The organism is Paenibacillus sp. P5_B5 (assembly GCF_056400365.1).
On record NZ_JBFULK010000010.1, the window covers coordinates 127,126 to 150,881 of the forward strand.

16 protein-coding genes are annotated in these 23,756 nt (G+C 42.5%); 15 read left to right on the forward strand and 1 reads right to left on the reverse strand.

The window, feature by feature from the left end:
- Positions 1–13: 13 nt before the first annotated feature.
- From addA to AC1DOK_RS14755, 4 genes are all read left to right on the forward strand, one after another.
- Positions 14–4,165: a helicase-exonuclease AddAB subunit AddA gene (gene addA, locus AC1DOK_RS14740; protein WP_477555049.1), complete on the forward strand. Its 4,152-nt coding sequence runs from the start codon at positions 14–16 to the stop codon at positions 4,163–4,165.
- A 26-nt stretch (positions 4,166–4,191) separates the two neighbouring features.
- Positions 4,192–5,436 (forward strand): exonuclease SbcCD subunit D, encoded by a 1,245-nt coding sequence (locus tag AC1DOK_RS14745; RefSeq protein WP_477555050.1) that lies wholly within the window; start codon positions 4,192–4,194, stop codon positions 5,434–5,436.
- Positions 5,433–9,065 carry an AAA family ATPase gene (locus tag AC1DOK_RS14750; protein WP_477555051.1) on the forward strand — a complete coding sequence of 1,211 codons (3,633 nt, stop codon included), beginning with the start codon at positions 5,433–5,435 and terminating at the stop codon, positions 9,063–9,065. The genes AC1DOK_RS14745 and AC1DOK_RS14750 overlap by 4 nt, the downstream gene beginning before the upstream one ends.
- Positions 9,066–9,478: 413 nt before the next feature.
- Positions 9,479–9,691, forward strand: coding sequence for a hypothetical protein (locus AC1DOK_RS14755; protein ID WP_477555052.1), 213 nt, complete (start codon positions 9,479–9,481; stop codon positions 9,689–9,691).
- Here the strand turns inward: AC1DOK_RS14755 and AC1DOK_RS14760 are convergent.
- Entirely contained in the window at positions 9,681–10,679 is a 999-nt protein-coding gene (locus AC1DOK_RS14760) for an N-acetylglucosamine kinase (RefSeq protein ID WP_477555053.1), read from the reverse strand. The genes AC1DOK_RS14755 and AC1DOK_RS14760 overlap by 11 nt on opposite strands.
- Before the next feature lie 349 nt (positions 10,680–11,028).
- On the opposite strand from AC1DOK_RS14760, the gene AC1DOK_RS14765 reads away from it, so the two are divergent.
- From AC1DOK_RS14765 to AC1DOK_RS14815, 11 genes are all read left to right on the forward strand, one after another.
- Positions 11,029–11,892: a MurR/RpiR family transcriptional regulator gene (locus AC1DOK_RS14765; RefSeq protein WP_477555054.1), complete on the forward strand. Its 864-nt coding sequence runs from the start codon at positions 11,029–11,031 to the stop codon at positions 11,890–11,892.
- 215 nt (positions 11,893–12,107) lie between these two features.
- On the forward strand, positions 12,108–13,022 hold the full coding sequence (gene murQ / locus AC1DOK_RS14770) for an N-acetylmuramic acid 6-phosphate etherase (RefSeq protein ID WP_477555055.1): 915 nt from the start codon (positions 12,108–12,110) through the stop codon (positions 13,020–13,022).
- A gap of 49 nt (positions 13,023–13,071) precedes the next feature.
- Entirely contained in the window at positions 13,072–14,520 is a 1,449-nt protein-coding gene (locus tag AC1DOK_RS14775) for an ABC transporter substrate-binding protein (RefSeq protein WP_477555056.1), read from the forward strand.
- Between the two features lie 93 nt (positions 14,521–14,613).
- Complete coding sequence (locus AC1DOK_RS14780; protein ID WP_477555057.1) at positions 14,614–15,516, forward strand: carbohydrate ABC transporter permease; 903 nt, start codon at positions 14,614–14,616, stop codon at positions 15,514–15,516.
- Positions 15,517–15,532: 16 nt separating this feature from the next.
- Positions 15,533–16,393 (forward strand): carbohydrate ABC transporter permease, encoded by an 861-nt coding sequence (locus AC1DOK_RS14785; protein WP_477555058.1) that lies wholly within the window; start codon positions 15,533–15,535, stop codon positions 16,391–16,393.
- Positions 16,394–17,590, forward strand: a complete 1,197-nt coding sequence (locus AC1DOK_RS14790; protein ID WP_477555059.1) for an anhydro-N-acetylmuramic acid kinase — start codon at positions 16,394–16,396, stop codon at positions 17,588–17,590.
- Between the two features lie 199 nt (positions 17,591–17,789).
- A complete protein-coding gene (locus AC1DOK_RS14795; RefSeq protein WP_477555060.1) occupies positions 17,790–18,869 on the forward strand; it encodes a BMP family lipoprotein in 1,080 nt (359 codons plus the stop codon).
- Between the two features lie 200 nt (positions 18,870–19,069).
- Complete coding sequence (locus AC1DOK_RS14800) at positions 19,070–20,608, forward strand: ABC transporter ATP-binding protein (RefSeq protein WP_477555061.1); 1,539 nt, start codon at positions 19,070–19,072, stop codon at positions 20,606–20,608.
- Positions 20,605–21,663 carry an ABC transporter permease gene (locus AC1DOK_RS14805; protein ID WP_477555062.1) on the forward strand — a complete coding sequence of 353 codons (1,059 nt, stop codon included), beginning with the start codon at positions 20,605–20,607 and terminating at the stop codon, positions 21,661–21,663. Before AC1DOK_RS14800 ends, AC1DOK_RS14805 begins: the two co-directional genes overlap by 4 nt.
- A gap of 9 nt (positions 21,664–21,672) precedes the next feature.
- Positions 21,673–22,638: an ABC transporter permease gene (locus AC1DOK_RS14810; protein ID WP_477555063.1), complete on the forward strand. Its 966-nt coding sequence runs from the start codon at positions 21,673–21,675 to the stop codon at positions 22,636–22,638.
- A 64-nt stretch (positions 22,639–22,702) separates the two neighbouring features.
- Positions 22,703–23,617: a sugar-binding transcriptional regulator gene (locus AC1DOK_RS14815; RefSeq protein WP_477555123.1), complete on the forward strand. Its 915-nt coding sequence runs from the start codon at positions 22,703–22,705 to the stop codon at positions 23,615–23,617.
- Positions 23,618–23,756: the final 139 nt, after the last annotated feature.

Sequence of the window (23,756 nt, forward strand, 5' to 3'; positions counted from 1 at the left end):
GGGGACTAGGGTGATGACGGAAGAGATACTGAATAATACACTCTTGAAGGTTGCCAAACCAGCTGATAGTACGTGGACGGATCAGCAATGGGACGCAATTAGTTTACACGGTAACAATATGCTGGTCGCCGCTGCTGCCGGATCAGGGAAAACAGCTGTGCTCGTTGAACGTATTATACGTCGAATATCGGATGAAACAGCACCTATCGATGTGGATCGGTTACTTGTAGCTACATTCACTAAAGCAGCTGCTGCAGAGATGAAAGAGCGCATTCGTGAGGCATTGCAGCTTAAGCTTGAAGGTTCACCAGATTCTATACATCTGCGTAAACAACTTGCCTTAATGGGACGAGCATCAGTGACGACATTGCATTCATTCTGTATGGAAATTATCCAGCGCTATTATTCGTTAATTAGGCTTGATCCTGGTTTTCGAATTGCTAATGAGACAGAAAATGAATTGCTTAAGCAAGAGACGCTTGAGAATATGCTTGAGGAGTATTATGAGAATAGTGACGAGGATTCTACATTCTGGCAGTTAGTTGAGAGCTTTGGCAACAATCGCGGTGATGGTCCGCTGATTTCGATTATACTGCAATTGTACGAGCTCTCCCGAAGTCAGCCTTGGCCGAATCATTGGTTACTCGAAACAGCTGCTAAGTTCAGCATTGATTGGAGTGAAGACCAGAATGACTCACGGCCACTACGGTTCTGGCAGGAGACACTAGTGGCATCTATTCAGTTGGAATTACAAGGTGCTGCAGATTTATTAAACCAAGCCATCCAAATCGCAGAGTTACCGTTTGGTCCAGATCCGTACTTGGAGACTCTTCGGGAGGAGCTCAATGAAACTAAGCAATTAATTGAACTGTCTCATGAATCTTGGTCTGCTCTGCAAGAGGCTATCCTATTGGTACCTAGCCGGAGATTAAAGCCTTGCCGTGGAGATGACTTTGACGGCAGTCTTAAGGATCAAGCATCGCTTGCTCGCAAGAAATCGAAGGAAATAATAGATAAGCTACGTACAGAATTATTTAGCCGAACAGAAGCTGAGTTTATCGAGGAGATTCACCACCTTGAACCGATGCTGCACATGCTGGTTATGCTAGTTATTGATTTTGGAGAGCGGTTTGTGAATGCCAAAGCTTCCAAGGGTTTACTTGATTTTAGTGATTTGGAGCATTATGCCTTAGAGATTCTGCGGCAGCCTGACTCAACTCCTGAACATGTGATTCCTTCGCAAGCAGCGCTTGATTATCAAGAACATTATGCTGAGGTATTAGTAGATGAGTATCAGGATACGAATAAGGTACAAGAAGCGATCTTGGAGTTAATTTCATCTAGTGGATCTGGAAATCGTTTTATGGTTGGAGATGTTAAACAGAGTATTTATAAATTCAGACTTGCTGATCCAGGATTATTCATGGATAAATATAAGGGCTATTCGTCACCGCAAGCTAACAATGGCTTGAAAATTGATCTAGCTCGTAACTTCCGATCACGCTTAGAGGTTGTGCATGCGGTTAACTATATTTTTCGTCAAATCATGAATGAACGGGTTGGAGAAATTGACTATAATTCGGACGCTGAACTTATATTTGGCTCTACTTACTATCCAGACACCAATCAAGATTATGCAGCGGAAGTTATCTTAATCGATCGCTCTGATCAATTAATGGGAGAAGATTCCCAAGGAATAGATACAGAAGCAATAGATCAGCCCGCTAATCGTGATGAGGAAGATAGTGAAGCATCCGCAGATTTGATTGGAGATGGCCTACTTGCTGAGGTTGAAGAGCTTAAAGCTGCACAGGCAGAAGCAAGAGCGATCGGCCGTCAAATTGCTGAATTAATGGGAAGAACGGGTAAAGAACCGTTCTCTGTATACGATAAGCGTGCAGGTGGAAGTAGACCGATTGAATATCGGGATATCGTTATTCTGCTTCGTGCAACTTCGAGCTGGTCACCCACATTTGTGGAGGAGCTTCAGCGACAAGGGATTCCTGCATATGCCGATTTAAGTACAGGTTACTTCTCTGCAACAGAAGTGAGTGTCATCATGTCACTACTCAAAATCATCGATAATCCCTATCAGGATGTTCCACTTGCGTCAGTTCTTCGCTCACCGATCGTGGGGTTAACCGCAGGTGAACTTGCCGATATACGAATCGCAGGTGGGATGCAGCGAAGCTATTTTGACTCACTTAGACAGACAGTCGAAAGTTATCAACAAGCGGCTGCTTCAGCTGGATCGCTAGATGATGAAGCAGATAAAGAAGTAAGTGTAAATGTTGACGTAAATGACGAAGTAAACGACGAAGTAAATGGAATATCAAATGATGTGCCAAATGATGACTTAAGTAAAGCTGAATTAGTAGCTAAATTAAATAAGTTTCTAGCTGATTTGCATCAGTGGCGGACAGAAGCAAGACAAGGCTCACTTGCTGATTTGATCTGGAGTATTTATCGATCGACGGGGATCTATGATTATGTCGGTGGATTACCACAAGGTGAACAGCGTCAAGCCAACTTAAGAGCTTTGTATGATCGTGCAAGACAATACGAGAGCACTTCGCTGCGCGGATTGTTCAGATTCTTACGGTTCATTGAGCGGATGCAACAAAGCGGAGGAGATCTTGGTACTGCAAGGTCACTTGGTGAAAGTGAAGATACGGTACGCTTGATGTCGATTCACAAAAGTAAAGGACTTGAATTTCCGGTAGTATTCGTAGCGGGAATGGGCAAAGGCTTCAATCAAACAGATATTAAAGGTGCTTTTCTTGTACACAAGGATATGGGATTCGGTCCGCGATTTGTGGATACAGAATTAAGTGTGACCTATCCGACATTGCCGCAGCTCGCGATTCGCAGGCAAATGAAGCAGGAAGCACTTGCTGAAGAATTAAGAATTCTATATGTTGCACTTACACGTGCTCGAGAGAAGTTATATTTGGTTGGAGCAGTTAAGGATGCTAGTAAAATGATTGCAAATTGGGGGCGAATGGCTCAGCACCGTCAGTGGAGCTTACCAGACTATGAGTTAATTCGGGCGAACAATTATCTGGATTGGCTAGGTCCTGCACTTATTCGTCATCAGCTTGCTGAAGACTGGCGTGACATCGCTGGTGTATCACTTGATGCTGAACCTGCAGCAGTAACTTTCGATTCATCGAAGTGGGGATTTACGATTTTATCGATCGCTGAGTTACAAGAGCAGGCAGGAGAAGATCAGGGGACTGTACTGGAAGAGGATTATTTATCTGCGATTCGTCATGCAGAGCGAATTGTGCTAGACGATGATAGGAGATACGAACCGCTTGTACAAGCATTAGAATGGCAGTACCCTTACTCTGGGGCTAATAAGCTCTCTGGTAAAACTACCGTATCCGAAATGAAGCGATTAGCAGATAGACAGAAGATTGTATTAGAACAGAATGAGCTGAGTGACAACATCAACATCGACGGCAATGCTAATGTAAGTGCTAATGTCAGTGGAAGTGTAAGTGCAAGTTCTAATGCTAATGCTAATGCCCAACAAGCCCAACCTGCGCAACTTGGTCAAACCGTAGAACCGGCACAGCCTGTAACAAGAGGCTCGGCACTACTTCGTAGACCGCGATTTATGGAAGAGAAGAAGCTAACGCCTGCTGAACGCGGGACTCTCTATCATTCAGTGATGCAGAATTTGCCACTTGGAATTATTCCAGATGAAAGCACGATCTCGGCTACCATTGATCATATGATTTCCAAAGAGCTAATGATACGCTCGCAGGCGGAGGTACTCGATGTTCATGTGATTCACTCCTTTTTTGATACGGAGATTGGACGGAGGATGGCACAAGCAACGAAAGTTCAGCGAGAAGTGCCCTTCTCATATGGTCATAGGGCTGGAGATATCCATGAGGGACTGGATGCTGAAACGGCAAATGATATCGTTCTTATTCAAGGGGTTATTGACTGCTTATTTGAGGACGAGCAAGGACTTGTTCTTGTGGATTATAAGACAGATCATGTGCGTGGTTTTAGTGAAGAGCAGCTGAAGGAACGATATAAAACGCAAATTAGCCTTTATGCCAATGCTGTCAGCCATATTTATCGTAGACCGATTGATGAACAATATGTTTATTATTTTGATAACTCGCTGCTCATTCGGATGGATAAATAAGAAGAATTAAGGAAGGGGGAACAAGAATGCGGATATTGCATACAGCTGATTGGCATTTAGGGCGAACCCTCGAAGGACGGTCTAGACTGCGGGAACAATCTGATTTTCTACAGGAGCTTCAGTTAGTCGTTCGTGACCAGGGGATTGATCTAGTGCTAGTAGCTGGAGATATATATGATTCGGTTAACCCACCTGCTGCTGCGGAAGAGCTATTCTATGATAGTCTTGCTGAACTCGCAGAGGGTGGTCGTAGACAAGTTGCTGTGATATCAGGTAACCATGATCATCCTGATCGTCTCGCAGCTTCGGGTCGACTAGCCGAGAAACAGGGGATTACGTTAATTGGCTTACCTGTAGCACATCGTTATGCATTCAATATTGCGAGGACTGGTGAGCAGGCTAAATTATTTGCACTACCCTATCCATCAGAAGCTCGGCTGCGTGAATTGTTGACCGAAGATGGGGATGAGGATAAACTGCGTTTTGCTTATTCTCAGCGGGTTGCAAAGCTGATGAAACAGGGAACAAGTGATTTTGGTAACGATACAGTCAATTTAGTCATGAGTCATCTATATGCTCTTGGCGGTGCAGAATCGGAATCTGAGCGTCCAATTCAGGTTGGTGGTGCTTATACAGTTGATGTGTCGGCATTTGATGTTCCTGCTCAATATGCTGCACTCGGACATTTGCATCGTCCACAGATGATCAAAGCACCTATTCCTGTTCGTTATTGCGGCTCTCCACTAGCTTATTCGTTCTCGGAAGCGGGTCAAGCTAAATCGCTATCGATTATTGACCTCAAGCCAGGTGAGTGCGTGATGGATGGTAAACTGCGTATGGAAGAAATTTATCTTGGGAGTGGCAGACCACTCGTGAAATGGCAAGCTAAAGAGGGCATAGCACAGATCTGGTCATGGTTAGAAGAAGGACGAGATGCTAATGCGTGGATTGATGCTGAAATTCATTTGACTGAATCTCTATCAATGGAGCAAATACAGCGTTTACGTAAAGCGCATGATGGCTTCGTGCATATTAGACCTATCTATCCAGAAATGGAAGCAGAGCAAGCTGAAATACGAATAGGCTCATTGTCGATGGACGAGCTGTTTCGTCGCTTTTATGGGAGACAGACAGGAGGGGCAGAGCCTGAACCTGAATTGACACAATTGTTCCTTGAGCTGCTTCATGATGGAGATGAAGAGGAGCGGGATGTGAAAGATAATGCGACTCAGAATAGTCTCGCTTCGAATTCCCTAGGAGGTCAATCATGAAACCTCTATTACTCAAAATGGCAGGCTTACAAAGCTATCGAGAAGAGCAAGAAATAGATTTCACCAAGCTATGTGGTGCAGGTGTATTCGGTATTTTTGGTCCGACGGGAAGTGGTAAATCGACGATACTAGATGCGATTACACTTGCTTTGTTTGGCAGAGTAGAACGTGCTAATGGCGGTACACAGGGCATTATGAATCAAGTTGAAAATAAACTCTATGTTGCCTTCACTTTTGAATTGACGGGTTCTAGTGGGTCAGTTCGTTATCAAGTAGAGCGACAGTTCAAGCGTAATTCGGATGTATCGATTAATAACACGGTAGCGAGACTTACTCATATTCAAGAAAATGATGAAAGTGTTGTACTTGCAGATAAAGCTGGTGAAGTGACCGCAGAGGTTCAGCAGATATTGGGCTTGAACATGGCGGACTTTACACGAGCAGTCGTATTACCGCAGGGGAAGTTTGCTGAATTCCTGCTTCTTACAGGTAAGGATCGGCGTGCAATGCTGCAAAGGCTATTTCACCTAGAGCGTTATGGTGATCAATTAAGCGCTAAGGTAAGCTCAAAGCTTAAAGAAACAGATGCCACATTGACGGCAATCGTTGCTGAGCAAGCTGGATTAGGAGATGCATCTGAAGCTGTACTTGAGACTGCGAAAACAGACTATACGAGGTTACAGGTACAAGCTGAGGAAGAACGTAGTAAGGTAGCAGCTAATCAGCAAACTGTGGATGCCTATAAAGAAGTCGTGGATTTACAGGATGAATCTGAAAAGCTGAATAAGCAGTTTGATGAGGTATTGCAGCATGAGCAGGAAATAGTAGAGCTCGAAACACAGTTACAGCTTGCAGAACGTGCGGAGAAGGTACGTCCTTATTTAGAGGAATGGGATGCTTCAACAAAGCTGGATCAAGAGAAACGAACTCGATTAGTTGGTTTAGAGCAAGTTGTTCTTGAAGCAGAGGCTTTGCTAAGTCGTACCCAAATGGAATTTGAAACCGCACAGCAAGCGTTGGCACAGGATGAAGAGCGACTGATCACCCGAGTTGAGATGCTAAAAGGAGCACTGGAGCTCGAAACCGAAATCGCTCAGGAGCAAAGTGAAGCGAATGGATTGAAGCTGCGTGCTGCAGAAATTTTTGCAGCATTTGAGCAATCGCAGCTTGCATATACACAAGCAGAAGCTCGAAGAGATAAGGCTTTGCTCTTACAAACAGAGCTGCAAAGCCAACTTAAGGCATTATCGGTATCTGCTGAAGATCGTCAGAAATTGAAAGAGGCTACTGCTGTTGCTGGAGAACTCCAACATATCCAGAAACAAATGAAGGATTCCCAGCAGGAAGTCACTAAATGCACTGAATCATTAGCAAGCTGGAAGAGTAAACGGCTAACCGCAGATCGTGAACTGAATGTTCAATATGAAGAACAGTATAAGCTTGTTCATACCTTAGTAACTCTTCAACATGAACATCAAATCATTACAGAACAATGCGAGACGATAGAAAAAATGTTGGATCGTATATTATCAGATGTGAAGCTACTTCGTGAACAACGTGAGCGTGAAGGTATTGCCGCCCTCATATCCAAACAGCTGCTAGCTGGAGAAGCTTGTCCTGTATGCGGATCTAATGATCATCCTGCTCCAGCTCATGAACACACACATCGATCACAGACGATTGGAACGATTGATCAAGAAACACAAGAGAATAAAGAGTTAATAAATTGTATGAACGAATGCGAGCAATCGATTCACTCTTTACGTGAGCTACGAATTGAGCTGAAGGGTTCGTCGATTCGTTTGTCTAACTTAGAGAAGTCTATTCGCTCAGTGTTAGTAATTTCTAGCTTAAGTGGGCAGTCTGGAGACAAATACGCAGAAGTAGCTGCTTCGGTTGCTGCTAAAGAAAAGTCAGATGAATTAGTTGCTAACTTGATTGGACAAGCAGATGGGCTTGTGTATAAGGAACTCATTGGAGCTACAGATAAGAAACAAGTGGGTTCAGGTGTTAATGCCGCATTTAATACAATTGTGAATACTTCAGATAATAGGGATGAAGACTTACAACTTAAAAAACTAACGTTAGAACACGCTGCTGTACAAGCTAATCTCGATCAATTACGTGCAATGCTGAACCAATTAGATCAACAAATGCTCGAAACGGAACAATTAGTTGCAAAAGGCGAGAAGACTATACGTGAACTTGATAATGTGATTCGTGATTGTGTATCTCAAGATCGGATGTTAACGGAGCTCTATACAGGTCATACTCATAAATTAACTGAGTTCACTTATATGTACGAGGAGCGTCAACAGATTTGGAGAACGAATTATAATCATGATGATTTCTCAGTTATAGAAGCTCAAGCCCTGGCGCTAGATGATAAGGATCGTAAAGCTGATGAGGTTCGCGAGCGAATTGAGAAGAGTGGGCCTGTAATAGAAGGCATGCAAGCAGAACTTGAGCGGATGCGTACTCAGATCGAGACGCAGCGTCGTGATCATATCCTGCTTATCTCGCAAGCTGAGAGTACAGCTGAACGCGCGCAAGCTAAAACCCTGACGCTGCGTGCAAGGGTTGGTGATGAGCCTGTGCCAGAGCTCATCGCAGCAAGCACCGCAGCGCTAAGCTCGCTGCGGGAACGTGCACGCGCTGCTGCCGCGGCGCACGAGCAAGCCCGCGCGGCGCATGCCGCCGCCGCCGAGCAGCGGAGTGCCGCTGCCGAAGGTGCAGCCGCGGCGACGCGCTCGCTCGCAAGTGCCGAGCGCCGCTTACGCGAGGCGCTCGAAGCAGCCGCCTTCGCCACGGGCGAAGCGGCAATGGCTGCGCTGCTCGCGAGCGAAGCTGCGAGCGAGGCTACTGCCCGCGTGCGTGCGCACCGCGAGCGGGAAGCAGCGCTGCGCGCAAGGCGCGAGGCGCTGGAGGCGAAGCTCTTCGGGCGTGTGGTAACGCCCGAGCAGTGGGCCGAAGCGCAGGCGGAGCTGCGCACAGCGCAGGAGCAGCGCGAGTTAGCACTGCAAGCTGCGGCACGCGCGGATCACGCGCTTAACGAGCTAACCCTAAAGCACGCTAGATGGAGCATGCTTGAACAGCGCCGCGCTGAACAAGAAGTACAGCGTGGCCGCTTGCAGAAGCTGCAAAGCGTGCTGAAAGCGAACGCTTTTGTCGAGTTCCTCGCCGAGGAGCAGCTGCTCGGCGTATCGAGAGCTGCCTCGGAACGACTCGGCAAGCTAACCCGCCGCCGCTATGCGCTAGAAGTTGACTCCGGTGGCGGATTCGTCATTCGTGACGACGCGAATGGAGGGGTGAAACGTCCTGTCTCCACCTTATCAGGAGGAGAGACGTTCCTTACCTCACTTGCGCTTGCATTAGCTTTATCCGCACAAATTCAGCTGAAGGGTGAATATCCATTGGAATTCTTCTTCCTAGATGAAGGATTTGGTACACTTGATGGTGATTTATTAGACACCGTGATTACAGCACTTGAGCGTTTGCATACGGATCGCGTAGCAGTCGGCGTGATCTCACATGTACCTGAGCTAAAAGCAAGATTGCCGCGTAAATTAATTGTATATCCAGCTGAAGCCTCAGGACGAGGCTCGCGAATTGAGCTTGAAGAAGGCTAGTTGAAATAGATAGGAATTGATCTGGAGAAGCGAAGCGTTCGCCTACAAGTTTTCCGAAGGAAAACTACTTCGTAATCGTATGCTTTGCCACCGGATTTCAACCGCTATAAGCAGTATACGATCAAGAAATCTGGGGCAACCAGCGGTCGTAAGGACAATTCGTCCACGCACGGTCATCTATGTACCATTACAATTTTTCAAGCACTGATTTTGGTGTTGAGCCATAAAAAAACCTTCAATTCCACTTTTATAGGTGGTTTTGAAGGTTTCTTTTTCATCCTATGGGACTGACTAACTTGGGTCTACCCTTTTGAGGACATTCGATTCTATCTTTTTCTGTTGAATTCCGGCTCTAAATCACAAACAGTGCTTGCTAAAGGTTGGACCATGTGCAAATCCATATGCAGATCCATATGCAGATCGTAGCGGAGGGGACGGAATTGTCCTGGAGAAGCGAAGCGTTCGCCTACAAGTTTTCCGAAGGAAAACTACTTCGTAAGCATATGCTTTGCCACCGAATTTCTACCGCTATAAGCGGTATACGATCAAGAAATCTGGGGGTGGGCAGCGATCGTAAGGATAATCCGTCCACGCAGCGGTCATCTATCGGTACCATCATAATTTAAGGATGGAATCTATAACTTTATTACGTATCGTTGAATCCACAGGATGACCGTATGCCAGCTCAAGTGCCCATAGAACTGCACCAGATGCAGGTGGAGCCTGAAGGATGATGTAGTTACAGTGATGATGCGTCAATTGTGCAACGTATTTTGCATACATTTCGAATAGTAGAGGACTTTCAGCTTTGACCCAGACAGATCCAGCTAGTATGATATCGACTTCATCGCCGAAATCCAAATTATGCATACAGCCAACAGACGAGCGTGCTAGTTGATTGGCTGTGTTGTCCAGAATTTGGAGGGCAACAGTATCACCGTTATCTGCAGCCGCGAACAGGATTTGCATGATCTGGGTATTGGGTAGAGTCCGCTTAAGTACACCCTCTAGTACGTATTCAATGTAGTATTCTTTACTTTGGATTTGCAATAATTCCATAACTGGCTGAATCATCACAGTTTGCGGACCCATACGGTAGAAAGCATCATACACGGCGCGAAGTACTTTTCTAGCTAAAAAGAAACCTCCGCCTTCATCGCCGGATAGCTCACTGCCTACGCCGCCGACTTGTAAGCGATTACCAGTAGGTGATATACCTCCCGTTGAGGTGCCTGATCCGTTAATCGAGCAAATGCCATAGCCCTTGTCACTACCAGCCTTCACACCAAGGAAAGAATCGTTATCGACTGCAAAATGTGTAAAGCCAATTCGTCTAATAACCTCAGCAAGTTGTTCCTTCTGAGATGGAATATCGGCTCCAGCTAAACCGAAGGCACCAGCGACAACCTGGTCCATGGATAACTGATTGCGCTCTAATAGTTGCTGAACATTCTGATTCATGACTCTGTGCGCGCTTACATAAGAATCAGAGAATTGCTCATGACTGCATGTACCAGCGTTAATGTGATCGACGAAATTACCCTGAATATCAAACAATAAATAGTCAGTTTTGCTGTTTCCACCATCGACGCCAATGATATAGTTTTTATTCATAATTGCTCCTTTATTTACTTATAGGATTTTAGGATGATAAAACTTCATGTAGCGAAAGCATAGGTGCAGTAATTGCTATGATTTAATAAAACTAGCGATCATTTTACAGCTATTATATCGTGGACCTGATAGACTCGCAATATAATTTGGAAATAAAATTTCAATATGGTATAATAATTTTGTAATAAAATTTTAAAAAATAATGCGTTTTTCCATTATTATCTTGTTTTTTAAGTTAATTAAGCTTATGATAAAAATTGATTTTCACCGTTTAGAACTATGATTTTGAGACTAGTATTTTTATTCTTACGGTTTAGCAAGAAGAATCTGATTATGAGTAGGTAACTAGATGGCCATTAATGATAACATTCTGATTAAGCTTAGAGATATGAAGGATAGCTTAACACCAGTAGAGCGCATGGTTGCTGAGTATATTTTGGAGAATAAGTCAGAAATTCCTCATCTTTCTATCAAAAATCTTGCTCAATTGAGTAAGACGAGTGATGCCTCTGTTCTTCGATTCTGCAAAACGCTAGGTTACAGTGGATATAGAAGCTTCATCGTTAGCATTTCAGCTTCTCTTGGATCTATGGATGAAGAGAAACCAGACCAGTACACAGATATACAACCTGGAGATGATTTATCAGTTATCATCAACAATATTTCACTCAATAATTGCAAATCGATTGAAGATACCCTAAGTGTCATTAATCGAGCTGATATTGCCCGTGCGGTTGATGTTCTCCGTCACAGTAATCGAATTGTGTTCTTTGGGATCGGTGCATCAGGACTAATCGCTATGGATGCGGAACAGAAGTTCTCGAGGATTAATAAAAATTGTCGTACCTGTACGGATGGCCATAGTCAGCTTGCTGCTGCTGTCCTGCTTGAAAAGGGGGACGTGGCTATTTTTATCTCAAATTCCGGGAATACGGTAGAGATTCTTGAATCACTGGAGATTGCCAAAAGGAATGGCGCATCTCTGATTGCCATTACCAAATATAATAAAAGCCAGTTAGCAGATAAAGCTGATATCGTGCTTAGCATCTCAACACCAGAAATCACCATTCGAAGCGGTGCGATGGGATCACGGATCGCTATGCTCACGGTTATTGATATACTCTTTGCTGGGGTAGCTAGTAGTGACTATCAGAATGTGAAGAAGTATTTAACCAAAACGCATAGTATTCTTGCTAGCAAGCACCGTAAGTAGATGGGAATTGACATTGGTTATCGAGTAGGAGCCAATGTCTTTTTTTATCGTTTTATAAAATAAAAAAACAGTAATTTATTTTATTTTAAAATTTTTTTTCAAAAACTTGTTGAATAAATTAAAATTATTAATTATTATAAGGGTAGAAATTGAAATAATAATTTCGAGTTACACGAAAGCAACACCAATAAAAAACCAGATAGGAGGATTCGCACATGGATGAGTATCTTGCTGGATTAACTACAGAGGAAATTAATCAGAACACGTTGATATTGGATGAGTGTTCAACGGAAGAAATGCTGCGATTAGTGAATCAGCAAGATTCTATGGTTCCTGAAGCGGTGGCAGCGGAAATTCCGCAAATTGTGAAAGCGGTTAATATTTTGCATCAGGTGCTAAGTAATGGAGGTAGAATGTTCTACATTGGAGCTGGTTCTTCAGGTAGACTGGGTGTACTTGATGCATCCGAATGTCCACCGACCTTTGGTATTGACTCTTCAATCGTGCAAGGTCACATTGCTGGGGGCGATACGGCACTAAGAGTAGCAATTGAAGGCTTTGAGGATAGTGCAGAAGCAGGGGTCGCGTTAATTGAAGAGTGTGGTGTGACTGATAAGGATGCAGTCATTGGCATAACTGCCAGTGGAAGTGCGAACTTCGTCATTGCCGGATTGCAGAAGGCAAAAGAAATAGGCGCTGCAACAATTGGAGTTGTGAATAACAAAAATTCCAAGCTTGAAAAGTATTGTGATATTTGTATAGCGCCTGTAGTTGGGCCAGAGGTGGTTATGGGCTCTACCCGTATGAAAGCGGGAACTGCTCAGAAGCTCGTTCTGAACATGCTAACTACTTGTACAATGGTGAAACTTGGTAAGGTGTATAACAATCTGATGGTCGATTTGAAGGCTAGTAACCTGAAATTGTATGATCGTTCTGTACGCATTATTCAGTCAGCTACCGGAGTAGACGCTGATACAGCGACTCTTTATCTAAAAAAGGCTTCTATGAGCTGTAAGCTAGCGATCATGATGATTGAAACCGGTTTGGAAGCTGATAAAGCAGAACAAGTACTTGAACAGTGTAAAGGGAACTTGAAAACAGCGATCCGCACATTCAGTAAAGTTGTTTAGTAATTATAGCTCGAATTTAACTAATATTATATTTGATGGAGGGGTTTAAATGAAAAGAAAAATGCCTATTTTAGCGTCCGTCTTGACTTTATCCATGGTTTTGGCAGGTTGTAGTAGTGGAGCAGCTCCCAAAGAGACTACCAAAGATCCTGGTGCGACACCAGCACCAGTTGCAACAGCGGGCGCTTCAGATGCCAAGGATACGATCACTGCACTACTTCCACCGGTTTCTGGTAACTTCCAAAAGACTTTTGATGAGATGCAGAAGGATTTTAATGCACTTTATCCTAACTTGACGTTAAAAATTGAGCCTGCTAGCTGGGAAGATATGACTCAGAAGCTGGATACACAAGTTAACGCAGGTAGCCCTCCAGACATCGCTTTCATCGGTTCTAGCGGTATTCCTAAATATGTGAATCAAGGCATGCTTATGGACATTACTGACTCAGTAACTCCTGAAATGATTGCTGATTATGATGCTACACCATTTGAATACATGAAGAGTGGTAAAGGACTTTATGGCTTCCCGGCTTACATGGAAGTTCACTCCATTGGTGGTAACAAAGAGTTCTTAGAAAAAGCAGGAATCGACTGGAAGAAAGTACAGCAAAACGGCTGGACTTATGATGAATTCCGTGAGGCAGTCAAAAAAGGTGTTGTAACTGAAGCTGGCAAACCGACTCGCTACGGATTCATATTCGCAGTTAAGGGTGTTGCAGCGAAAGATTACTTGTCCATCATGGCAAAAAGTGCAGGTATGCCTTCCGAGTTTGACAAAGATTTGAAATATACGTATACAAGCAAAAACTATCTTGGTTTGTTGAAGGATCTTCGTCAGTTGATCGATGACGGTTCCATGCCAAAAGAGCTAAGTTCAGTAGATGCTGGTAAACGTTGGAATATGTTCTTGACAGGTCAAACAATGATTACGGGTAAAGGTCTTGCTACTTTTGAAAATAATGCCAATCAAAATAATGAAAAGATCAAGAAGAATGACGGTAGTGCTGTAAAAGATAGTATTCCAGTCAATTATATCGCACTGCCAGTTCCAGCTTTCCAAGGTGCAGAACCATTTGCAACTACAGTAGTTGATGGTTATGTAACATTCCGTGGTAAAAAAGAACCTACGGCTGAACACAAAGCAAATGTGACGAAAGCAGCTTATTTCTTAGCTAGTGGCAAAGTTGCAGCGCGTACAAGCGCAGATGGTTTCTTGAACCTTATCACTAAGAGTGGTAGAGATGCATCAAAAGACTTCCCTGTTACTCGCAATGCGGAAAACCTAGTAGCTATTGAAAACATGTTGAAACATGCAACGCCTGCTCGTCCTGATATCCCGACTGAGCTTGGTGCAAAGGCAATCAAAATAGAAACTGAAGTAATCGTTCCTAAGTTCCAAGCTTTAATCGCAGGAGAAATGACTCCTGAAGCTATGTTTGAAGAAATTCAAAAAGCAGCAATTGCAGCATTCGGTGCAGATGGAATTGTAAAAAATTAATGTAAGTGGTTAACTTTCGGATAGTCGTGCACGTCGTTGTGCGACTATCCGAACTATTATATAAATTCGAAACTCTGAAACGGGGGTGACATGATGATTAATATCGCTAAACCTATGAAGAAAAGAAAGATCAAAGGGGAGGGAGTTTGGGGATATACATTCATTGCGGTCGCTTTGGTCGTCTTCGCAATGTTTACTGCATACCCAGTCGTAAACGCATTTATCATCAGTTTTCAAGAGTATAAACCGCTTGGTTCTAGCTTTATTGGATTCGAAAATTATTCAACTACTATAGTAGATCCTTTATTTTGGCAATCCGTTCGTAATACCGTTGTATATACATTGTTAACTGTTCCTGTTAACTTGTTCCTATCTTTGTCTATTGCGATATTGATTCTACCATTCAGGAAGAAAACGCAATCATTCTTTAAAGCTACTTTTTATTTGCCTGTCGTAGCATCTGGTGTTGCTTTATCAGTTGTTTGGCTTTGGATTTTTGATGCACTACCGGGCGGTATTCTAAACCAGCTCGTTGGCTACTTAGGCATTGACAGTCAGAACTGGCTTGGCTCAAGCTCAACTGCCATGTTCTCACTTGTACTCATGTCCTGGTTATCAAGTCATGGTACAAGTATTATCATCTACTTAGCTGGTTTACTTGGCATAGATGAAACCTATTACGAAGCAGCGGAACTAGACGGAGCTAATTTCCTTCAAAAGCTGTGGCACATTGTTGTTCCTTCTCTAAAACCAGCGACGTTATTCCTACTCGTTACTGGTGTTATCGGTTCGTTCCAGGTATTCCAAAACGCCTACTTGATGACAGGTGGGGGCCCGAATAACGCGACGACGATGATGGGCTTGCTGATTTTCAATAATGCGTTTACTTATTTTGAATTTGGTAAAGCAGCAGCGCAATCTTTGATTCTGGCTGCCATTATTGCAGTAATCTCATTTATCCAGTTTAAGTATGCAGGTAAAGACGTCGAATATTAAGAGAGAGGGATAAAAGATGGCATTGTACAGCAATCATACGGGAAATGCAAAAGTCAAATACATCAGAAATACAATCATTTTTATTGTCCTTGCCCTTTTTGCTTTGGCGACGATATTTCCGATTTATTTTATGATCATCACTTCCTTTGGCGATCCGATCGAGGCTGGAGCGATAAGTTACTCTATCTTTCCAAGTAAAATTTCACTCGATTCCTATAAGTTTTTCTTCGCTTTCAGTGAACACTCCTATAAGTGGATATTGAACTCGATGTTCGTGGCAGGCACGGTAACGATCTCTAACGTGTTTTTTGCCAGCTTGGCAGGTTATGCATTTTCGAAACTTCGATTTAAAGGAAGAGGCGTATTGTTTGCAATACTGCTAGTTTCCATGATGATTCCATATCAAGTGACACAGGTGCCTTTGTACATTCTGATCGTCAATGTTTTTGAACTACAGAACACCTACAGTGCGCTAATAATACCGGGTATTGTTACGGTATATAATATATTTCTCGCTAAGCAGTTTATGGGTAGTATTCCTACTGAAGTTATCGAATGTGCCAAAATTGAGGGATGCAATCAGTTCCAGATTTACTGGAAAATCATCTTGCCGTTATCAAAAACTGTTTTGGCCGTTATGGCAATTCTTACGTTTATGGATAGCTGGAACACCTTCTTCTGGCCGCTCCTCGTAACGAATACGATGGACATGCAAACGATTCAGGTTGGACTTAAAAACTTCCGTTTTGCGAATACAACCTATATCTCACCGATGATGGCTGGTGCTACTATCTCTGCTTTGCCAATGTTTATCCTTTTCTTCTCTCTACAAAAATACTTCCTGCAAGGCGTTACAGTGGGAGCGGTGAAGGGCTAAATGCAAACTACTCCTTCATCTATTCTCAATCGGCGCTATGTTGTGGGATTGATGTCAGGCACGTCTGTTGATGGAATTGATGCTGCTGTAATTGAAATTAACGATGATTCAGGAGCACAGCCGAACGTCAAATTGATAGCTTTTGACAATACACCCTATCCGAAAACAATTAGGGAAGATATATTTGTTCTCTTTGATCCTAAGCTAGCTACGGTAGACAAGGTCGGGAGTATGAATGTATTGCTAGGTGAGTTATATGCGGAAGCTGCTTTGTCTGTCATTGCCAAAGCAGGGCTTACGCCTAAAGATATTGAAGTTATCGGTTCTCATGGACAAACGATTTATCATGCGCCGGCCTTGCAGCATCGTGATGGCTATGATCTTCATTATACAGTGCAGATCGGAGAAGGAGCCGTCATTGCTGCAAGAACCGGAATTCCGTGTGTTTCTGATTTTCGTGTAGCTGACATGGCAGTCGGAGGACAAGGGGCACCACTCGTTCCATTCACAGAGTATTTACTTTATCGAGAACCTAATCGGACCATTCTTTTACAGAATATCGGGGGGATTGGCAACCTTACGGTTATTCCTGCAAATTGTGCTCCAGAGCAAGTATTTGCACTCGATACGGGTCCTGGTAACATGCTGATTGATGGTGTAGTGGCAAGGCTATATGCTGGAGATATGACGATGGATATTGGAGGAGCAATTGCTGCGAAGGGCAATGTGAACGCTGATCTCCTTCTGCTGTTGCAGCAGGAAACGTACTATTCGTTGCCACTGCCTAAGTCAACTGGCAGAGAGCTTTTTGGTTCATCTTATATCGATAGAATACTTGGTTATGCAGAAGAGCTTAGTCTTAAACCTGAAGATATTGTAGCAACCGTCACCATGCTGACTGCATGGTCGATAGGAGATGCTTATTACCGTTATGTAAAAGAGCATACTCCTGCAGAGATCATGCTCGTGGGTGGTGGAGGAAGCTATAACCAAACCTTGATGAATTATCTCAGCAAAGAGATGGAATCGATGGGTGTACAGGTTCTGACTCAGGAACAGGTTGGTCATAACAGCGATGCCAAAGAAGCGATTGCTTTCGCTTTGCTTGCTGATTATACGATGGCGAGACTTCCAAATAATCTTCCGAACGTCACAGGTGCAGAGCGCGCTGTGATTATGGGTAAAATATCATACTAGCTTATTTTGCTAGCCTTCCATAATCTTTGAAATTTATTTGTCTATTAAATTATTCTTATTATCATATAAGTTAGAAAAAGTAGAAAACTGATTTACAAGAATTTTCCCATGACATATAATGAGTGTGACATATGTTCATGGGATTATTTTCTTTTTTTCAAAGCACATGGACAATTTTAAGTTTGAGAGGGGAAACGAAATGCACATTCAAAAAAAGAGTTGGGTCATTACGCTAGTTTTATCTTTAATGATGACAATGTTCTTGTCAGCATGTGGTGGAGCTAAGGAGGCAGCAACACCATCTCCTTCGGAGAAACCGGTAGCAACACCAGCTGCAACAACAGCTGCAGAGACTCCTAAGGCGTCTGAGAAGCCAGTGGATAAGAAAATTAAAGTTGCAATGGTTACTGACGTCGGCGGTGTAAACGATAACTCGTTTAACCAAAGCGCGTGGGAAGGTCTTCAAGCATTTGACAAAGAAAATACAAAATACCTACAAAGTACAAGTGACGCAGACTATGTACCTAATTTAACACAATTTGCTAAACAAGGTACTGATTTAACATGGGGAATTGGTTTCATGATGGCAGACGCTATTAAGCAGGTTGCCGATCTGAATCCAAACCTGAAATTCGGGCTTATTGATGGTGTAGCTGATTCCAAGAACGTTGCAAACGTATTGTTCAAGGAACATGAAGGATCCTACTTAGTTGGTGTTGTTGCAGGCTTAATGACCAAATCAAACAAAGTTGGTTTTGTTGGTGGAGCAGACATTCCTGTAATCAAACGTTTTGAAGTAGGTTTTGCAGCAGGTGTTAAAGCAGTAAAGCCTGATGCTACAGTTAAGGTTATATACACAGGTAAATTCGATTCTCCGAGTGATGGGAAATCAACTGCTGCTAGTTTGTTTGATGGTGGTTATGATATTATTTTCCACGCAGCTGGATCCACTGGTGACGGTGTGTTCAACGAAGCTAAAGAGCGTAAGAAGAAAGATCCTAACGTTTGGGTAATCGGTGTTGATAAAGACCAATCCAAAACTTTCGGTGACGAGATTACACTAACTTCGATGATGAAGCGTGTAGACGAAGCGGTTAAGACTGTTTCAAAAGATATGGCTGATGGTAAATTTGAAGGTAAAATAATTGAGCTTGGTTTGAAAGAAAAAGGCGTAGGCCTACCTGAAAAGAACCCTAACGTACCAGCTGATGTTCTTGCTAAAGTCAAAGAATATGAAGCGAAGATTGTTAGTGGCGAGATTAAAGTACCAAATGAATAATTCATTGTCATAATTAGATACTTTTTACATATACAAGGCTAGTTTATTTAGTGAATAAGAACGTATAGCTTGATGAGTTGTACGTTCTTGGATTCACCTTAAGAAATGCTTCTGTCCTGTTAAGGATGATGAAGCAATTTCTTCTGGAGATGAACTAGCCTTGTATTCCATACTAAGGCTAGTAGGGTAGGTGATGGTTGATGTTGAATGAGCAAACAGTTGTTGAAATGCGAGGCATAACCAAAAGATTTCCTGGTATCGTTGCCAATGATTCAATTAGTTTTAAAGTGAATAAGGGAGAGATTCATGCACTGCTAGGAGAGAATGGTGCAGGCAAATCGACTCTTATGAATATTCTGTTCGGATTATATCAGCCTGATGAGGGTGAGATTTATATTAATGACAAGAAAATTAATATTACAGATCCGAGCATAGCGATTGATTTAGGAATTGGTATGATTCATCAGCATTTTATGTTAGTGGAGCCTTATACGGTTGTAGAGAATATCATTCTAGGTGCTGAACCAACTAAAGGATTAACCATTAACTATGCCAAAGCAAGAAAAAAGGTAATCGAGTTATCCGAACAATATGGGTTACAAGTAGATCCTGATCGCTTAATTAGTGAAATTTCCGTTGGTATGCAGCAGCGAGTTGAAATTTTGAAAACGCTTTATAGAGGTGCAGAAATATTAATTTTTGACGAGCCTACGGCTGTACTCACGCCGCAGGAAATTGAAGACTTAATCGCTATTATGCACAATCTTGTTAATGAGGGTAAATCTATTATTCTGATTACCCATAAACTGAAAGAAATTATGGCTGTGAGTGATAATGTCACGATTATTAGACGTGGCAAAGTAATTGATAGTGTTTCAACAAGTGATACAACGGTGGATGATCTTGCATCTAAGATGGTAGGGCGTAAAGTTAGCTTTAGTGTTGATAAGAAGGATGCAGAAATAGGCGAAGCAATTTTGCAGGTTTCGAACGTAACGGCTAAAGATAATAGAGGAATTCCTGCCCTCAAAGGTATTTCATTCGAGGTTAGACGTGGTGAAATTCTGGGTCTTGCCGGTGTTGATGGCAATGGTCAGAAGGAATTAATTGAAGTATTAACCGGTCTTCGAAAAATGGATTCTGGTGAAGTAATTCTACGGGGTGAGTCGATTAAGAGTGCTAAGCCACGCAAGATTTCAGAGGATAAAGTGGCCTACATTCCAGAGGATCGCCAAAAACGTGGACTCGTTCTTGAATTTACGGTAGCTGAGAATATGGTATTGAAAGACTACTATAAACCAGAATTTAATAATAAAGGATTTTTAAGCTACGATAAAATTAATCAGCATGCAAAAAAGTTAATCGCTGAGTATGACGTTCGTACTCCAAGTGAAACTACGGATGCTAGATCTTTATCAGGTGGTAACCAACAGAAAATCATTATCGCTCGTGAGGTGGACAGCGATCCTGATTTATTGATTGCGACGCAGCCTACTCGGGGACTTGATGTTGGGGCTATCGAATTTATTCATAAGAAGTTAATTGAACAACGGGATAATGGTAAGGCAGTCTTGTTATATTCTCTAGAACTAGACGAAATCATGAATTTATCAGATCGAATCGCAGTTGTATACGAGGGCAGGATTGTTGGAATTGTGTATCCTAACGAAACGACAGAACAGGAAATAGGTTTAATGATGGCAGGTAGTGACTCTAGAGGAAAGGGAGGGACGGCATGAATAAATTAGTACGATTGATCGTCAAAGATAGCACCTTGGTTCCAATCGTTTCCGTCCTTCTTGGATTGTTATTAGGCGCAATTGTTATGTTAATCGGTTCTTATAACCCGATTCTAGCATACTCTTCCTTATTCGAGTATGTGTTCGGCAGCATGAACAGTGTTGGTGAAATGATTAGACAAATGACACCGCTTATTTTCACTGGATTAGCGGTTGCCTTCGCATTCCGCACAGGACTATTTAACATTGGTGCTGAAGGTCAATTTATTATGGGGTCGCTTGGCGCGACTTTTATTGGTATCACCTTTCAAATGCCGTGGTTCTTGCATGTTCCGCTTGCCATTATTGTTGGTGGCTTAATGGGTGGATTCTGGGGCGTAATCGCAGGATACCTGAAAGCTAAGCGTGGCGTTCATGAAGTTATTTCGACGATTATGTTGAACTGGATCGCGCTATACTTAGGTAATTATTTAATCAAGACGTTCCTGCTTGAGCCAAAACAAATGCGATCCAAATATATCGAAGAAAGTGCTTGGTTAAACTCATCTGGGTTAACAGCGCTGTTTGATGATTCGCGAATTCACTACGGTATACTCATTGCAATTGCTTTTGCAATTGTTTTCTATATTATTTTGTGGAAAACGAAGCAAGGCTATGAGCTGCGGGCTGTAGGATTTAATCCTCATGCATCCGAATATGCAGGAGTGAATGTCAAAGGGAATATTATTAAAGCGATGTTTTATAGTGGTATATTTGCTGGTGTTGGTGGTGTCTGTGAGGTACTCGGAGTATTTCATTATCAAGCTGTCAACTCTGCATTTCCAGGGTATGGGATGCTCGGGATTGCAGTTGCGCTTATCGGTCGCAATAGTGCAATAGGCACGATTCTCGGTGCTCTTCTACTAGCTGTATTTACATATGGAGCTGCAGGCATCAAATTTGGTGCTAACGTTCCAGAGGAACTAATCAATATTGTGGTTGCAATTGTTATTTTCTTCGTTGCTGCTAGTGAAATGGTCAAATTATTATTAAGATTCAAGAAAAGAAAGGAGTAGGTGATCGTTATGGAATGGCTACAACTATCTAGTGATTTAGTCCATAATACGATTGTATTCGCAACGGCACTCGTATTTGCGATGCTTGGCGGTTTATTTTCTGAGCGATCCGGAGTGACCAATATTGCCCTAGAAGGGTTGATGATTGTTGGTGCTTTTACATCTGCCATTATCACCTACTATTGTGAAACGAGCTTACAACTCGGTGCATGGTCCCCATGGATTGGGTTAATTTCAGCTATAATAGCAGGAATTATTTTCTCCTTGCCTCATGCGGTAGCTTCGGTTACATTTCGAGCAGATCAGGTTGTGAGTGGGGTAGCATTAAACTTTTTAGCTATTGGACTTACGCTTTATATTTCCAAAATCATACTTAATGGTTCAGCTCAGACACCAACACTACAGAATGTGTTTAGTAAATGGGAAATTCCTTTCCTTGCTGATATTCCTTATTTAGGAAATGCACTATTTAATATGTATCCATCAAGCTATTTAATGTTTATAATAGTTTTGGTTGCTTGGTTTGTCCTCTATAAAACTAGATTTGGTTTACGTCTTCGTGCAGTTGGTGAGCATCCGAAAGCAGCGGATTCCGTTGCAATCAACGTGTTCAAGATGCGGTATATTGGCGTTATGATAAGTGGAGCTTTAGCAGCGATTGGTGGAGCGACAGTCGTTCTGACAACAACAAGTAACTTTTCTCATAACACGATCTCAGGACAAGGCTATATTGCCTTGGCTGCTTTAATTTTTGGTAAATGGAGACCGATTGCAGGTATGTTCGCAGCGTTATTCTTTGGAATTGCGTCTGCACTTAAACCAATTTTCCAAATCTATGGGTTAACCGATTATATCCCAGTAGATTTTATTTACATCTTCCCTTATGCACTAACCCTTCTAGTTTTAGCAGGTTTTGTTGGCAAGACAGTCGGCCCTGCTGCTAACGGTATTCCTTATCAGAAGGGAAATAGGTGACGCTACACATTTGATTTATTGAAATGCGGTGATAAATTTGAGTGACGAAGACAAGCTTCGCAAGATGATCTCTGTTGCACAGTTGTATTATCAGTTGGACTATAGTCAGCAAGATATTGCACGTAAACTCAATGTATCTAGGCCGACTATATCTCGCTTATTGCAACAAGCGAAAACTGAAGGTATTGTGCAGATCAAAATCATGGATCCAACGGATGACAGTGAACAAATCGCTGCTAAACTTAAGGATAAATTTTCACTTCAGAAGGTTATCGTCGTACCAGTTCCGCAATATGAGGAACGAACAGTCAAGCAATATCTAGGAGAAGCGACAGCAGAATATTTATATCAGAATATCAAAGATGAAGATATCCTGGCGACTTCTTGGGGAACAACGTTATATCAAGTGGCAATTCATCTGAAGAACAAATTCGTTAAGAATGTAACTGTCGTACAGCTTAACGGTGGTGTTAGTTATTCAGAAATCAATACTTATGCACACGAAATTATGCAGCTATTCGGTTCTGCATTTAATTCGAATCCTCACTATTTGCCTTTACCTGCGATTGTTGATAACCAGCTCGTCAAAGAGACCATTGAGTCAGATCGACATATACGCAAAGTGCTTGATTTAGGTAAAAGCGCGAATATCGCCTTGTTTACAGTAGGAGTACCTACAGCAGATTCGGTACTGATTAATACCAAATATTTTTCCGATGACGATCTGCGAATGATTCATTCCAAAGCGGTTGGTGATATTTGTTCAAGGTATATCGATATGCAGGGCCAAATTTGCAGTGAGGAAATGAATCAACGCACAATCGGAATCGATCCTAAAGAACTACACAAAAAGGAACAATCGATCCTGGTATGCGGCGGACCGAAGCGAGTAGATGCGATTTATGGGGCGCTTATGGGTGAATATGCGAACATATTGATTACGGATAATTACACGGGTCTTTCAATCTTAAATAAATGATTAACAAGGTATAAACGTCAGAAGCACATAGTCGCTTTCTGACGTTTCTTTATGTAAATTCATCAATTTCATAATCAGGTAATTAATAATATTTTAAAATGTAAGCGGTAACAGTTTCTAAGTTGTGATTATTTTCACA